The following is a 14,859-nucleotide window of genomic DNA, read 5'->3' on the forward strand; positions in this document are numbered from 1 at the left end:
AACACACGCCCATGCACTATGTAAGCACTCGAGGCGAAGCGCCCGCGCTCGGCTTTGCCGATACGGTCCTGGCCGGGCTGGCTCATGATGGCGGCCTTTACGTTCCGGCTGAATGGCCGCAATTCTCGCCCGCCGAGATCAGGGCGATGCGCGGCCTGAGCTATCAGGACATCGGGCTGCGCGTGCTTGCACCCTATATCGGCGGCGAAATTGCCGCGCCGGTTTTTGAAAGGCTGGTGCGCGAGGCCTACGCCACATTCAGGCACGATGCGGTCTGCCCGCTGGTGCAACTTGGCCCCAACAACTTCGTGCTCGAACTTTTCCATGGGCCGACACTCGCCTTCAAGGACGTGGCGATGCAATTGCTGGCACGGGTGATGGATCATGTGCTGGCCGAGCGCGGCCAGCGTGCAACCATCGTCGGCGCAACCTCCGGCGACACCGGCGGCGCGGCCATCGAGGCGTTCGGCGGGCGCCAACGCACGGATATCTTCATTCTTTTCCCGCATGGACGCGTCTCGCCGGTCCAGCAGCGGCAAATGACCACCTCGGGCGCGGTCAATGTACATGCGCTGGCCATCGAAGGCAATTTCGACGATTGCCAGGGCATGCTCAAAGACATGTTCAACGATCATGCCTTCCGTGACCGTGTTGCATTGTCGGGTGTCAACTCGATCAACTGGGCGCGCATCATGGCCCAGATCGTCTATTATTTCTCCTCGGCTCTCTCTTTGGGCGCACCCGACCGCCCGGTCTCTTTCACCGTACCGACCGGCAATTTCGGCGACATCTTCGCCGGCTATGCCGCCAAGCGCATGGGATTGCCGATCGAACGCCTCGTCATCGCCACCAATGCCAACGACATCCTGGCGCGCACGTTCAAAAGCGGCGAATACAAAATGGAAGGGGTGGTCGCCACCACCTCGCCCTCGATGGACATCCAGGTATCATCGAATTTCGAGCGTCTGTTGTTCGAGGCCTCCGGCCGCAAGACCGAAACCGTGCAGCGCTACATGGCCAATCTCAAGCAATCCGGCACGTTTACCATCGACGCCGCCGGCCTGGACGCGATCCGCGCCGAGTTCGACGCCGGGCGTGCGACCGAGCCGGAAATAGCAGACACCATCCAGTCCACTCTCAAGCGCAGCGGCTACCTGCTGGACCCGCATACCGCCGCCGCAGTCCATGTCGCCAAAGGGTATCAAGATGCTGCGCCCATGGTTATCCTCGGCACCGCGCATCCGGCCAAATTTCCGACAGCGGTGAACGCTGCCTGCGGAGTGTTGCCGGCCCTGCCCTCGTGGCTTTCCGGCCTGATGGAACGGGAAGAAAAATATACGGTACTTCCATCGGACCTTAAAATGGTGGAAGATTATGTCAGCCGCCACACGCGGGCGGCACGATAGCGTAAGGAGTTTTAGCTATATGGGTGTTGAGGTAAGCCGTCTGTCGAACGGCCTGACAGTCGCCACCGAAACCCTTCCAAGCATCGAATCCGTCGCTCTCGGCGTGTGGGTCAAGTCCGGGGCTCGCGACGAACGTGACGAAGAGCACGGAATGGCCCACCTTCTTGAGCATATGGCGTTCAAGGGGACGCGGCGGCGAAGCGCCTTCCAGATCGCCTCGGAGATCGAGGATGTAGGCGGGGAAATCAACGCGGCGACCAGCGTCGAGACGACGTCCTTCTATGCGCGGGTGTTGAGCGCCGACGTGCCGCTGGCCGTCGATATGCTTGCCGACATCCTGCAGGAATCGCTATTCGATCCAGACGAACTCAGCCGTGAGCAGCATGTCATCCTGCAGGAGATCGGCGCCGCGCACGATACACCCGACGATATCGTCTTCGACAGATTCACCGAAACAGCCTTTCGCCACCAGACACTTGGCCGCTCCATACTCGGCACGCCGGAGACGGTGAAATCCTTCACCTCGAAGCAGTTGCACGATTTCATCGAGCGCCAATACGGCGCCGACCGCATGATCGTGGTGGCCGCCGGAGATATCAGGCACGACGATTTCGTGCGCGAAGTGGAGGCACGCCTCGGCGGCTTTCGGGCAAAATCGACCGGCACCACGCCGCAATATGCCCAATATGTCGGCGGCGATTTTCGCGAAAACCGCGACCTGATGGACGCGCAGATCATCCTCGGCTTCGAGGGCCGCGCCTACCATGTGCGCGATTTCTATTGCAGCCAGGTGCTTTCGATGATCCTCGGCGGCGGCATGTCGTCGCGCCTTTTTCAAGAGGTGCGCGAAAAGCGTGGCCTGTGTTACTCGGTCTACGCCTTCCATTGGGGCTTTTCCGATACGGGAATCTTCGGCGTGCATGCCGCGACCGGTCAAAGCGGCATGGCGGAACTCGTACCGGTCATCATCCGGGAACTGGAAAGAGCGGGAGAATCCATCGGACAGGTCGAACTCGACCGCGCGCACGCGCAATATCGTGCCGGGTTGATCATGTCGGGCGAAAATCCGGCCAGCCGCGCCTCGCAGATCGCACGACAACTGCTCCTGTTCGGGCGCCCTGTCCCGAAAGAAGAATTGATGGAAAGACTTGCCGCACTCACGGTCGATCGTCTCACGGATCTTTCCGGCCGGCTGTTTTCGACGAAGCCGACGCTCACCGCTGTCGGACCGGTGGGCGCGCTTGCACCTTACGAATCGATATTGGAAGCCTTGCCGAATGGCACGGGCATGGCCCGCAAGCTGGCAGGCTAGTTCACCGGGGTTGGGGCGAAGCGTGTTTGCGCAGTCCTTCTTTCGCCGCGATACACCGGCACTGGACGGAACCAAAGTCCGGCTGCGCGCGCCGCTTGCCAACGACTACCGCGAATGGGCGGCGCTGCGCGGCGAAAGCCGGGGCTTTCTGGAACGTTGGGAACCACGCTGGATGCCCGACGAACTGGAGCGGTCGGCCTGGCGCCATCGCATCAGCCGCTACCGCGAGGACCACGTACGCGGCACCGCCCTTGCCTTCTTCATCTTCGAGCGCGAAGGCGGCAGGCTTTGCGGCGGCATTACCATCGGCAATATTCGTCACGGCGTCTCGCAAAGCGGACATATCGGCTACTGGATTGGCGAGCGCTACGGCGGGCGCGGACTGATGACAGATGCGGTGCAGGTGCTGACCCGCTTTGCCTTCGACACGATGCGGTTGCACCGGATCGAAGCTGCCTGTATTCCCGACAATAACCGTTCGATCCGGGTACTTGAAAAAGCCGGATTCCAGCGCGAAGGACTTCTTCGATCCTATCTCAGGATCAACGGTATCTGGCAGGATCATCTTCTCTACGCCAAGATCGCCGATGACATTTCCGGCGCTCGATCAAAGGGCTGATTTTGACCAATTTTCCGCGAATCAGATCGCTTCTCGCATGTGTCCTCGCGGCAATCGTCATGCTGTCTTCAATCGTCTCGACCTATGCGGTCGAGCCGATCAAGATTTCGCGCGACGACGTCGCGCTCGATCTTTCCGGCGCGGTCCAGATCTATCGAAACCAGGGTGAGAATTTTCAGGTTTCGACGGCCCCTGGTGCGGACGGTATCGTGCGGCGCATCGAGGTCGAGGCGAAGGACGCGCGTTCGACCGGCGACTGGGCGGTTTTCGCACTGGCCAATTCGACCGATCAGCAGATCGATCGGTTGATTGTGGCGCCGCATTTCCGGCTGGTGGATTCCGGCCTGTTCTGGCCGGACCTCGGCTCAACCCGGATCGCCTCCATTACGCCCTCGGAGGGTTTTGCACTCGATCGCCAGGCGAGTCCCGATGCCGACGTGTTCAGGGTGACGCTAAACCCCGGCACGGTGGTGACATTCATCGCCGAACTCGCCGCGCCGAAATTGCCGCAGGTCTATCTGTGGGATCCCGAAGCCTACAAGGACTCGGTCAATTCCTACACGCTCTACAGAGGCATCGTGATCGGCATCGCCGGGCTGCTGGCCCTGTTCCTGACCATCCTGTTCGTCGTCAAGGGAACCTCGATGTTCCCGGCTACCGCGGCTCTTTCATGGGCGGTGCTTGCCTATATCTGCGTCGATTTCGGCTTCCTCAACAAGGTCATCGAGATGTCGCCGGGCAGCGAACAGATATGGCGGGCAAGTACCGAGGTCGGGTTGGCGACCACTTTCGTGGTCTTCCTGTTCACCTATCTCAACCTCAACCGCTGGCACGGCCATTTCAGCTATGGCGCGCTTGTCTGGATTCTCGGTCTCGCACTGATGGCAGGTGTCGCCATCATCGATCCGGCAATTGCCGCCGGCATCGCGCGGCTTTCCTTCGCCGCCACCGCGCTGGTCGGGCTTGGGCTCATCATCGTGCTCGGTCTGCGCGGCTATGATCGCGCGATCATGCTCATACCAAGCTGGGTCATGGTCTTGTTATGGCTCACCGGTTCTTGGATGGCGATCACCGGCATACTCGACAACGACATCGTGCAGCCGGCGCTCGGCGGCGGCCTCATTCTCATCATCCTGCTCATCGGCTTTACCGTCATGCAGCACGCCTTTGCCGGCGGCGCCCTGCATCAGGGTCTGTTCTCCGACCTGGAAAGACAAGCGCTGGCAGTGGCCGGTTCCGGCGACGTGGTCTGGGACTGGGACGTGCTGCGCGACTGTGTGATCACAAAGCCCGACATCAGCGCCCAACTCGGACTGGCGCCGGACAGCCTGACGGGTGCCGCCCGCAACTGGTTGCCGGCGCTGCATGTCGATGACCGTGACACATTCCGCACGACGCTCGATATCGTACTCGAGCACCGGCGCGGAAAGGTGGCGCAAAACTTCCGCCTGCGCGGCGCGGATGGCCACTATCATTGGTTCGCCCTGCGGGCGCGCCCCGTCATCGGTTCCGACGGCGCAGTTATTCGTTGTGTCGGCACCCTGGTGGATGTAACCGAGCAGAAGAAGGCCGAGGAAAGGCTGCTGCACGACGCAGTGCACGACAATCTCACCGGCCTTCCCAACCGGGAACTGTTCATGAACCGGCTGGAGACGATCATCTCCATCGCCCGCACAGAGGAAAAAGTGCGGCCAACCGTCTTCGTCATCGATATCGATCGCTTCAAGCAGGTCAATGACGGGCTAGGCATTTCAGCCGGCGACACAATCCTGCTCACCATAGCACGGCGCCTGCACAGGCTTTTGAAACCCAGGGACTCGCTGTCGCGCTTCAGCGGCGATCAATTCGCGCTGATGTTGCTTTCGGAACAGGATCCGGCCCGCATTGCCGCTTTCGCCGATGCGCTCAAGCACGCCATCAATGCCTCCATCACCTTTGCCAAGCGCGAAATCGTATTGACCGCTTCGGTCGGTCTCATCACCTGGACCACGGACCAATCCTCGGCGGAGGACATGGTCAAGGATGCCGAGCTTGCCATGCATCAGGCCAAGCGCTTCGGCGGCGATCGTATCGAGCCTTTCCGCCCGGCCTTCCGTACCGCCGGGACGGATAGGCTGCAATTCGAATCCGATCTCAGGCGGGCGCTGGAGCGCCGCGAATTCACACTCGCCTATCAACCCATCATACGGCTGGAGGACAACAGCGTTGCCGGCTTCGAGGCGCTGCTACGCTGGGACCATCCGCGCCGCGGCATGATCCCGCCGGCCGATTTCATTCCGATTGCCGAAAGCAGCGGGCTGATCGTGCAACTCGGCCTGTTCGCCATGCAGAAAGCCGCCGAAGACCTCGCCGGATGGCAAAAGCAGGTCGGCAACGTGCCGCTGTCAGTCTCCGTCAATCTTTCCAGCCGCCAACTCATCCGCCGCGATCTCGTCAGCGACGTCCGTTCGGTCATCGCGCGCGCCAACATCAAGCCGCGCTGCTTCCGGTTGGAACTCACCGAATCTCTCGTTATGGACAATCCCGAACAGACTGCGCATGTCCTGACCAAGCTCAAGCAGCTTGGCATCGGCCTGTCGCTGGACGATTTCGGCACCGGCTATTCCTCGCTTGCCTATCTCACGCGCTTCCCCTTCGACACGATCAAGATCGACAAGAGCTTTGTGGACGACACCACGCCGAAACGCGCGGTGCTGATCAAATCCATGGTCAGCATGGCGCATGAGCTTGGCCTGTCAGTCGTGGCCGAAGGCGTCTCGGATGAAAGAGACGCCCTGGAATTGCGGCAAATGGGCTGCGAATATGTGCAGAGCTTCATGTTCGGTCCGCCGGTTGGCGGCGATCAGGTGCTGAGGATGCTGAAAGAACAATATCCGCTGACGCAAGCCTGAGATTTCAGTCCCTTGCAATACGGTCAGGCGTGGCCGGCAGCCATGCTGAGCCGAACGGGATCGATTCCCATCGACGCAAGGATGCGGTCGTATTTGCGCTCGATATCGGCATCGAATAGAAGTTCAGGCGTCGCCGGACAGGTCAGCCAGCCGTTCTCGGCTATCTCGGTTTCCAGTTGGCCGGCGCCCCAGCCCGCATAACCCAGCGCCATCAACGCCTGGCGCGGACCACGGCCTGCCGAAATGGCGCGCAAGATATCCACTGTGGCGGTCAGGCAGATGTCGTCTGAAACGTCGAGGGAAGATTCCACCCGGTAGTCACCGGAATGCAGGACGAAACCGCGACTGCGGTCCACCGGGCCGCCATTGCGCACCACGAAGTCGCGCGTATGCGCCGGCAGGCGGATAGCCTCCTGCTCCTTCAGGATGCCAAGCTGGACAAGCAGGTCGGGAAACAGCATCTGTTGCGTCTGATTGATGATGAGGCCCATGGCCCCTTCGTCGCTATGGGCACATACATAGATCACCGCACGCGCGAAGCGGTCGTCCTTCATGGCCGGCATGGCGATGAGGAACTGGTCGTCGAGGAAGCCGCGCCGCGTGGCCGAACTCTTGTTGTGCAGCAGGTCCATGCTTGAAGCCTAACGCTTTTTCCGCGCACACGAAAGATGCACCATAGTCGCGGCTCGTTCAACGGCAGGGCTAGGCCGCCGTGTCACGCAAATATGATGCCCGGTTGCGCGCAAAGTGAGTTGCAAGGCCGGAACTGGGCAGCCAAACCAACATCATGAAATCTGTTTCGGCACTTTTGTCCTGTTCGCTCGTGCTCGCCTTCGCCGGCGCCGCGCCGGCATTCGCATCTTCGTCGGACTGGCATGCCGGCCAGGGTGGCCGGATCCGGCTTGTCACCGCGGGCGGCGCCGACGCATCGGGGCGCATGCAGGGCGCGCTGGAGATTGCTCTCGACCCAGGCTGGAAAACCTACTGGCGCGACCCCGGCGACAGCGGCGTGCCGCCGCAGATCGACATTTCGCCAAGCACCAATATCCAGAGCATCAGTCTCGCATTTCCGGCACCACGCCATCATGACGACGGCTATGGCGTGTGGGCGGGCTACGATCATTCCGTTTCTATTCCCGTGACCTTCACGCTGGCCAAGCCTGCCGCCAAAGCCCTGGTCGAAGCCGATGTCTTCCTCGGCATCTGCGAGACCATCTGCATTCCGGTGCAGGCCAGATTGACGGTCGATCCGGCCAAGGCACCCGACAATGCGGCCGATGCCGAACTGGTCAAAGCTGCGTTCGCAGCCCTGCCCGCGCCCGAACGGGCGGATTTCAAGATCAAGGTCCTGCGCGGCGACCATGAGACCCTGCACGTCGAGGCCATCGCGCCGGGCGATCCGGCATCGGTGGATTTCTTCGTCGCCGGCGAAAAGGAATATATGTTCGGGCCACCAAAGCGCCGTGAGAAGGACGGTGAAATCACGTTCTCGGTGCAAATCCTCGATCGTCCGACGACAGCCCCCGGCGAAGGCGGATTACACTATACGCTGACCAGTTCGGAAGGCGCGGTCGCCGGCCTCATCCCCTATCCCTGATAGTTTCCCATGGTTGCGAGGAAGACGGTCGTCAGCTATCGCTGCGGCATAATTTCCATCGATGAGGAACGACATGACGATTTCCGTTGGCGACAAACTGCCCGAAGCGACATTCAAGACAATGGGCGCGGATGGTGCGAAAGCCATTACCACCGGCGAAATCTTTTCCGGCCGCAAGGTGGTTCTGTTCGGCGTGCCCGGTGCCTTCACGCCGACCTGCAGCAACAACCATTTGCCGGGTTATCTGGAAAACCACGACGCACTCAAGGCGCGCGGCATCCACACCATCGCCGTGGTTTCGGTCAACGACGTCTTCGTCATGAACGCCTGGGCGCGCTTCACCAATGGCGAAGGCAAGATCCTGTTCCTTGCCGATGGCAATGGTGATTTCGTCGAGGCTGCCGGCCTCTCGGCCGACCTGTCGGGCGGCGGCATGGGCACTCGTTCGAAGCGTTTTTCCATGCTCGTCGACAATGGCGTCGTCAAAGCGTTGAATGTCGAGGATGCCCCCGGACAGGTGACGACATCCAGCGCCGCCGGAATACTCGAGCAGATTTAGTCACTTTACCTCCCGGCAACGCGCGCCTTGCGCGGTGCCGGTCCGCCTGCGGCGGCAGCAACTTTCGGCTTTTTCTTGAAAGGCGCCATGCCCTCGCGGGCAAGTTCGTCCGCGCGCTCGTTCTCCGGATGGCCGGCATGGCCCTTCACCCAATGCCATGCTACCTGATGACGGCGGTGCGCTTCGTCCAGAGCCTGCCAAAGCTCGGCATTCTTGACCGGCTGCTTTGAAGCAGTCTTCCAGCCATTGCGCTTCCAGCCTTCGATCCAACCCGAAATGCCATCCTTGACGTAGGAACTGTCGGTATAGAGATCGACCGTGGTGCCTTCCTTGATGGCGTTCAGCGCGCTGATCGCGGCCATCAACTCCATACGATTGTTGGTGGTCTGCGCTTCGCCGCCCTTGAGTTCACGGATCGCACCGTCATTCGCACCGTCGCTGCGCAGCCGCAGCACGGCACCCCATCCGCCGGGGCCGGGATTGCCGGAGCATGCTCCGTCGGTGAAAGCCTCGACGCGCCTCACACTGCTGCCCTCTCGCTCTTGAGCCCATACTCGGCGGCCGACCGCACTTGCCGATGAAAGCGCATGCGGCGCAGATATTCGACCGGGTCCTTCTTCACCACAAGGCTGCCGGCCGGCGTATTGAGCCAGTCGTAAAGGCGGGTCAGCATGAAGCGCAGGGCCGCGCCATGCGCCAGGATCGGCAAGGCATCGGCTTCCGCCCGCGACAGCGCCCGCACCCCGACATAGCCTTCGAGCAGCGCCATTCCCTTCGTCAGATTATAGCTGTTGTCCTTCTCGAAGCACCAGGCATTGAGGCACACGGCCACGTCATAGGCCAGAAGGTCGGTGCAGGCGAAATAGAAGTCGATCAGGCCGGAAAGCCGTTCGCCGAGGAAAAACACATTGTCGGGGAACAGATCGGCATGGATGACGCCGGCCGGCAGGTCGCGCGGCCAGTTGGCCTCGAACAAGGCCAGATCCCGTTCCACTTCCGCCGCCAGACCCGGCTCGACCTCGTCGGCGCGCGCGCGCGCCTTTTCCCAGAGCGGACGCCAACCTGAAACCGAAAGCGCGTTGGGACGCTCAAGCGAAAAATCCTGGCCGGCCAGATGCATCCCGGCCAGGGCGGCGCCGACGGCGCGGCAATGCTCGACGGTCGGCCGGCGCATCCACATACCTTCAAGGAAAGTGACGATAGCTGCCGGGCGTCCCGCCAGTTCGCCCGTAGTCGCCCCGTCTTTGCGGGAGAGCGGCAGCGGGCAACTTATGCCCTTATCGTTCAGATGCTGCATAAGACCGAGGAAAAACGGCAGGTCGGCGGGGTTCACGCGCTTTTCGTAAAGCGTCAGGATATAGGCGCCGTTCGACGCGTGGATGAGGAAATTGGAATTCTCGACGCCTTCGGCGATACCCTTATAGGAGAGCAGTTCGCCGACCTCATAATCCTTCAGAAACCGCGCAAGCTCGCCTTCGGCAATATCGGTGTAAACCGCCATGCTTACGCTCCGTTGACGAAGGCCATGTCGGCCGCGGTCAACTCGACATCGCGCAGCACGCGCATGACCGGAAAATCGGCGGTTTCCGTTGCCGTTATCGCAAGTTCGACGGAAACGTCGAAGCGGGCACGAAAGGCATCGATGATCTCGTCGACAATGATTTCCGGCGCGGAGGCGCCGGCCGAAAGGCCCAGTGTCGCAATCGCGCCGATCCGCTCCCAAGGGATTTCAGAAGCCCGCTGGACCAGTAGCGACATCCTTGCCCCGGCACGTTCGGCGACCTCGACCAGACGCCGCGAATTGGAAGAGTTCGGCGCGCCGACCACAAGGAACAGGTCTGCCCCATGCGCCGTTTCCTTGACCGCCTCCTGGCGGTTCGTGGTGGCATAACAGATCGATTCGGCGGCCGACGCCTGAAGGTCGGGGAAACGCTTCTGCAAGGTGCGAATGATGCCCGCCGTATCCTCGACCGAAAGCGTGGTCTGGGTAACAAAGCCGAGTGCGGTCGGGTCGGCCGGCATGAATGTCAATGCATCGGCTTCCGATTCGATCAGCGTGACCGCACCTTCGGGAAGCTGCCCCATGGTTCCGATGACTTCGGGATGTCCGGCATGGCCGATCAAGAGCACATGACGGCCAAGCCGCTGGTGGCGCATCGCCTGCTTGTGAACCTTCGACACCAGCGGGCACGTCGCATCGAGGTAAAACAGGTTGCGCGCCTCGGCATCGGCGGGAACCGATTTCGGCACGCCATGGGCGGAAAAAACGACCGGGCATTCGCGGTGCTCAGCCGGGATTTCATGCAGTTCCTCGATGAAGACCGCGCCGAGATTCTGCAACCCCTCCACGACATAGCGGTTATGGACGATCTCATGACGGACATAGACCGGAGCGCCATATTTCTTCAGCGCCAGAACGACGATCTGGATGGCACGGTCAACACCGGCGCAGAAGCCACGCGGCTGGCAAAGGCGGATCGTCAAGGGCGGTTTTGCAATCGTCGTCGGCATGGTTCGGGATGCTCGCTTTCCTGCGACATGCGGTTCATCGGCGGCCCTGTCAAGGCGGCGGCGCTATTCGGCTTTCAGCCTGCGCAACAGCGATATCAGCAGCACGCCGGCAAGCGCGGCCGCCAGGCCATACCAGGTGATCGCATATTGCAAATGATTGTTCGGCAAATTGACGATAGTGACGCCGCCGACCGGCAGGCCACCGGGATTGGGAGTCTTGTCGGCATCGAGCAGAAACGGCACGAGCGTGTAGCCGGCCGGCAGACCGGCAGTCGCCGCCATGGTATCGCGGTCTTTCCAGTAGAAGATGTTTTCCTTCGGCTCGTTGTCAGGAATGATGCGCGAGGGTTTGGCACTGAGCGGATTGCGAGCCAGGCCGGTGATCGTGACCGGCCCCGTCACCTGCCCTTGAGGCCGGGTGGCCGGGTCTTTCCTGTCGTATGGGACGAAACCGCGATTGACCAGGAGATAGCGCCCATCGTCCAGACGCAGGGGCGTATAGACGTCGAAACCGGATTGACCTTCCCAAGTCGAGAAGAAATGCCGCTCGCCCTGATTGAAGAAAGTCCCTGAAACCGTGACCGGGACATAATTGACATCGCCCGTCTCGGTGAAACGCATCTCGGCGTCGGCCAGCGAAATCGGCGCCGAATGCATGCGCTGTTCGATGGTGTGAAGGAGGTCTTCCTTCCAGTGCAGGCGCTGTACCTGCCAGGTACCGAGCCCGAGAAGAATGACGATCCCGATCGGCCCCAGCACCAGCGCCAGAATCAAACGCCGGCGCGACCTCGCGCCGGGAACCCGAGAGGCCTCCGCAGCGTCGGTCATCTTTTAGTGTCCAGCCGTCCCTCGGCGGCTTTGTTGCGGTATTGCAAAGTAACCAGCACGCCCTTCATCAACCTGAGCGCCGTCAGGCACAGCGCCACAGCCAGAGGGATCCACAGCAGAAAGTGCAACCAGAGCGGCGGGCTGTAAGAGACTTCCATCCACAATGCCAGACCGACCACGACAAAGCCGATGATCAGGATGACGAAAACCGCCGGGCCGTCACCGGCATCGGCGAAGGAATAGTCGAGCCGGCAGTTGCCGCATTCCTTGCCGACCGTCAGGAACCCGGGAAAAAGCCGTCCCTCGCCGCAGCGGGGACAATGGCCGCGCAGGCCCGCCTGGATCGGATCGACCGGTGGCCAGATCGCCTTGTCTTCATTCATGGTGCAATCCTATCAGCAATCGCGCCTAAAATATAAGGCGGCCACGTTGCCGCAGCCGCCTTATGGCATTTGGAGATTGTTCTCTCAGACCATTTCGATGGTCGCGCCGGACGAAGCCCATACATAGATCGCGCCAAAGAGGAACAGCCACACCACGTCAACGAAATGCCAGTACCAGGCAGCGGCTTCGAAGCCGAAATGCTGCTTGGGCGTGAAGTCGCCTTTCATGGCACGGATCAGGCACACCAGCAGGAAGATGGTGCCGATGATGACGTGGAACCCGTGGAAGCCGGTCGCCATGAAGAAGGTGGCGCCGTAGATGGAATCGCGGAAGCCGAACGGCGTGTGCATATACTCGTAAGCCTGCACGAAGGTGAAGAGCATGCCGAGGCCCACCGTCAACACCAGGCCGTTGATCAGGCCCTTGCGGTCGCCCTTGAGCAAGGCGTGGTGCGCCCACGTCACCGTCGTGCCGGAAAGCAGCAGGATGATGGTGTTGTAGAGAGGCAGGTGGAAAGGATCGAGGACCTCCATGCCCTTGGGCGGCCAGATGCCACCGGTAAAGGCGGTGCGGGCATATTGCTGCGCTTCGCCGGGAAACAGGCTGACGTCGAAGAATGCCCAGAACCAGGCGACGAAGAACATCACCTCGGAGGCGATGAACATGATCATGCCGTAGCGCAGATGGAGCGAAACGACGCGCGTGTGATGCCCTTCATGCGCCTCCTTGATCGTGTCCGACCACCACGAGAACATGGTGTAGAGCACGATCAGGACGCCGATGAAGAACCCCCACGGATGAGCAAGATTCACCCCGAACAGGTCGAAAGTGTTGCCCTTCATGTCCTGCATCCAGCCGACACCGCCAATCGCCATCACCAGCGCGCCGATGGCGCCGATGAACGGCCACGGGCTCGGGTCGAGGATGTGATAGTCGTGTTGCGGTTGTGCGTGCGCGTGCGCGTCTGCCATATCAGCCCCCGAGCTTGTTTTCGGTGTCAGTATTGCTATTGACCGGCGCCGAAGCGACCGGCTTGCTGCCCTCTACCGGGAACATGGTATAGGACAGGGTGATGGTTTTCACATCCTTCATTTCCGGCGAATCCACAATGTCCGGATCGACATAGAAGACGACCGGCATGTCCGCGGTCTCGCCGGGCTTCAGCGTCTGGTCAGTAAAGCAGAAACATTCCACCTTATCGAAATAGGCGCCGGCAAGGTCCGGGGTGACGTTGAAGGTCGCGCGACCGGTCGAGGGCTCGTTGCTCATATTGGTCGCCGTGTAATGCACCTGTGCGGTCGCGCCGATCTTGATCTTGATCGAGCGCTGCGCCGGTTCGAACTTCCAGGGCACGCCGGTCGTATTGGCATCGAAACGAATGGTGATTTCGCGATCCAGCACGCGATCAGCATATTGGGTGGTGCGTTGCGTCGTGCCGCCATAACCGGTGACCTGGCAAAACACCGAATAAAGCGGCACGGCCGCATAGGACATGCCGAGCATGCCGCCGAGAAAAGCCAGACAAACTCCGACCACCACACGATTGGAGTTGCGCTTGCCCTTATCGTTTGCCGGCTGGTTGCTCATCTTTCCCGTGCCTCACTGTCCAATGAAACCGCTGCCGGATTTGGCAAGCGTCGCAACGTAAAAAATGATGACGAGAGCGGCGAGAGCCAGGCCGATCGCGATCGAGCGGTTGCGGCGCGCCTTCTTTTGCCTCTCGGTCAGCGTAACAAGTTCAGGCTTTTCCATGATCGGCCCTACACCCCGCCCAGCACAAGAGCGCGGCCGATGACATTGTCGGCGAGATAGGCGGCGAAGATCGCGAAAAGATAAAGCAGCGAATAGCCGAAAAGCGCCTTTGCCGGCTTCATCGCGCGGTCCTCGTCGCGCATCAGCAGGACCTTCCAGGAATACCAGACGAAGCCGAGGCCAAGCAGCAGCGCCGCAACGCCGTAACCGGCGGTGGTGTAGCCGAACAACCCGGGAAGAACGCCGACCGGGGCGAGCAGCAGCGCATAGACAAAAATCTGCTTGCGGGTCGAGGCCTCCCCGGCAACATTCGGCATCATCGGAATGCCGGCGCGCTCATAGTCGCCTGCCTTGAACAGCGCCAGCGCCCAGAAGTGGGGCGGCGTCCACAGGAAGATAATGAGAAACAGGATGACGCTTTCCAGGCTGACCGTGCCGGTCGCCGCGGCCCAACCGATGACTGGGGGGATAGCACCCGCAGCGCCGCCGATGACAATGTTCTGCGGCGTCCAGCGTTTCAGCCACATGGTGTAGATGACCGCGTAGAAGAAGATCGTGAATGCCAGCAGCGAGGCCGACAGCCAGTTGACCAGCACGCCGAGCGTCATCACCGAAAGCACCGACAGGATCAGCCCGAAGCTCAGAGCCTCGCCGGCCGAAACACGGCCTGAAGGCACGGGGCGCGTAGCCGTCCGCGTCATGATCGCGTCGATATCGGCATCGTACCACATGTTGAGCGCGCCCGATGCACCCGCACCGATGGCGATCGCCAGGATCGCGATGACGGCCAGCAACGGATTGGGCACGCCCGGCGCCGCGATCAGGCCGACAAAGGCGGTGAACACCACCAGCGACATGACGCGAGGCTTGAGCAGGGCAAGGTAATCGCCCGCCGTCGCTTCCGACATGCGAACTGCCGTCTCCTCAATATGTCTGTCGTCGATCAGGGCCATGCGTAGTCGAAATTCCATTCGTTCCGTCGGCTGAAACCGCCGAACAG

General features: G+C 61.2%; 16 protein-coding genes. 6 read left to right on the forward strand and 10 right to left on the reverse strand.

The features are described from left to right. Positions 1-11 precede the first annotated feature (11 nt). Genes thrC through BFN67_RS14465 form a run of 4 tightly spaced genes read left to right on the forward strand, consistent with a single transcriptional unit; the run spans position 12 to position 6,228 of the window. Positions 12-1,406, forward strand: coding sequence for a threonine synthase (gene thrC / locus BFN67_RS14450; RefSeq protein ID WP_080920483.1), 1,395 nt, complete (start codon positions 12-14; stop codon positions 1,404-1,406). A gap of 19 nt (positions 1,407-1,425) precedes the next feature. Next, complete coding sequence (locus BFN67_RS14455; protein WP_080920269.1) at positions 1,426-2,718, forward strand: M16 family metallopeptidase; 1,293 nt, start codon at positions 1,426-1,428, stop codon at positions 2,716-2,718. A gap of 22 nt (positions 2,719-2,740) precedes the next feature. Next, on the forward strand, positions 2,741-3,337 hold the full coding sequence (locus BFN67_RS14460) for a GNAT family N-acetyltransferase (protein WP_080920484.1): 597 nt from the start codon (positions 2,741-2,743) through the stop codon (positions 3,335-3,337). A gap of 2 nt (positions 3,338-3,339) precedes the next feature. Then, on the forward strand, positions 3,340-6,228 hold the full coding sequence (locus tag BFN67_RS14465) for an EAL domain-containing protein (protein WP_080920270.1): 2,889 nt from the start codon (positions 3,340-3,342) through the stop codon (positions 6,226-6,228). 23 nt (positions 6,229-6,251) lie between these two features. On the opposite strand, the gene BFN67_RS14470 is transcribed toward BFN67_RS14465, so the two are convergent. Beyond that, on the reverse strand, positions 6,252-6,860 hold the full coding sequence (locus tag BFN67_RS14470) for a YqgE/AlgH family protein (RefSeq protein ID WP_080920271.1): 609 nt from the start codon (positions 6,858-6,860) through the stop codon (positions 6,252-6,254). A gap of 155 nt (positions 6,861-7,015) precedes the next feature. On the opposite strand from BFN67_RS14470, the gene BFN67_RS14475 reads away from it, so the two are divergent. After that, a complete protein-coding gene (locus BFN67_RS14475; protein ID WP_080920272.1) occupies positions 7,016-7,825 on the forward strand; it encodes a protein-disulfide reductase DsbD domain-containing protein in 810 nt (269 codons plus the stop codon). A gap of 73 nt (positions 7,826-7,898) precedes the next feature. After that, positions 7,899-8,384, forward strand: a complete 486-nt coding sequence (locus BFN67_RS14480) for a peroxiredoxin (RefSeq protein ID WP_080920273.1) — start codon at positions 7,899-7,901, stop codon at positions 8,382-8,384. A 5-nt stretch (positions 8,385-8,389) separates the two neighbouring features. Here BFN67_RS14480 and rnhA read toward each other — a convergent pair whose 3' ends face one another. The 9 genes from rnhA to BFN67_RS14520 form a co-directional block, all read right to left on the reverse strand. Next, a complete protein-coding gene (gene rnhA, locus BFN67_RS14485; protein WP_080920274.1) occupies positions 8,390-8,908 on the reverse strand; it encodes a ribonuclease HI in 519 nt (172 codons plus the stop codon). Further along, positions 8,905-9,885, reverse strand: a complete 981-nt coding sequence (locus BFN67_RS14490; RefSeq protein ID WP_080920275.1) for a homoserine kinase — start codon at positions 9,883-9,885, stop codon at positions 8,905-8,907. Before BFN67_RS14490 ends, rnhA begins: the two co-directional genes overlap by 4 nt. Before the next feature lie 2 nt (positions 9,886-9,887). Continuing rightward, entirely contained in the window at positions 9,888-10,895 is a 1,008-nt protein-coding gene (ispH, locus tag BFN67_RS14495; RefSeq protein ID WP_080920276.1) for a 4-hydroxy-3-methylbut-2-enyl diphosphate reductase, read from the reverse strand. Between the two features lie 63 nt (positions 10,896-10,958). Beyond that, complete coding sequence (locus tag BFN67_RS14500) at positions 10,959-11,723, reverse strand: SURF1 family protein (protein WP_080920277.1); 765 nt, start codon at positions 11,721-11,723, stop codon at positions 10,959-10,961. Next, the gene (locus BFN67_RS14505) at positions 11,720-12,106 is read right to left on the reverse strand and encodes a DUF983 domain-containing protein (protein ID WP_080920278.1); all 387 of its coding nucleotides are present in this window, start codon (positions 12,104-12,106) and stop codon (positions 11,720-11,722) included. The genes BFN67_RS14500 and BFN67_RS14505 overlap by 4 nt, the downstream gene beginning before the upstream one ends. An 84-nt stretch (positions 12,107-12,190) precedes the next feature. Further along, positions 12,191-13,078, reverse strand: coding sequence for a cytochrome c oxidase subunit 3 (locus BFN67_RS14510; RefSeq protein WP_080920279.1), 888 nt, complete (start codon positions 13,076-13,078; stop codon positions 12,191-12,193). A gap of 1 nt (position 13,079) precedes the next feature. Beyond that, positions 13,080-13,694, reverse strand: a complete 615-nt coding sequence (locus BFN67_RS14515; RefSeq protein ID WP_080920280.1) for a cytochrome c oxidase assembly protein — start codon at positions 13,692-13,694, stop codon at positions 13,080-13,082. 12 nt (positions 13,695-13,706) lie between these two features. Beyond that, on the reverse strand, positions 13,707-13,859 hold the full coding sequence (locus BFN67_RS24565) for a hypothetical protein (protein ID WP_192856845.1): 153 nt from the start codon (positions 13,857-13,859) through the stop codon (positions 13,707-13,709). An 8-nt stretch (positions 13,860-13,867) separates the two neighbouring features. Continuing rightward, positions 13,868-14,812: a heme o synthase gene (locus tag BFN67_RS14520; protein ID WP_080920281.1), complete on the reverse strand. Its 945-nt coding sequence runs from the start codon at positions 14,810-14,812 to the stop codon at positions 13,868-13,870. Between the last annotated feature and the right edge of the window lie 47 nt (positions 14,813-14,859).

Origin of the sequence: Manganibacter manganicus, from assembly GCF_002075885.1 — a bacterium.
Lineage (GTDB): Bacteria > Pseudomonadota > Alphaproteobacteria > Rhizobiales > Rhizobiaceae > Mesorhizobium > Mesorhizobium manganicum.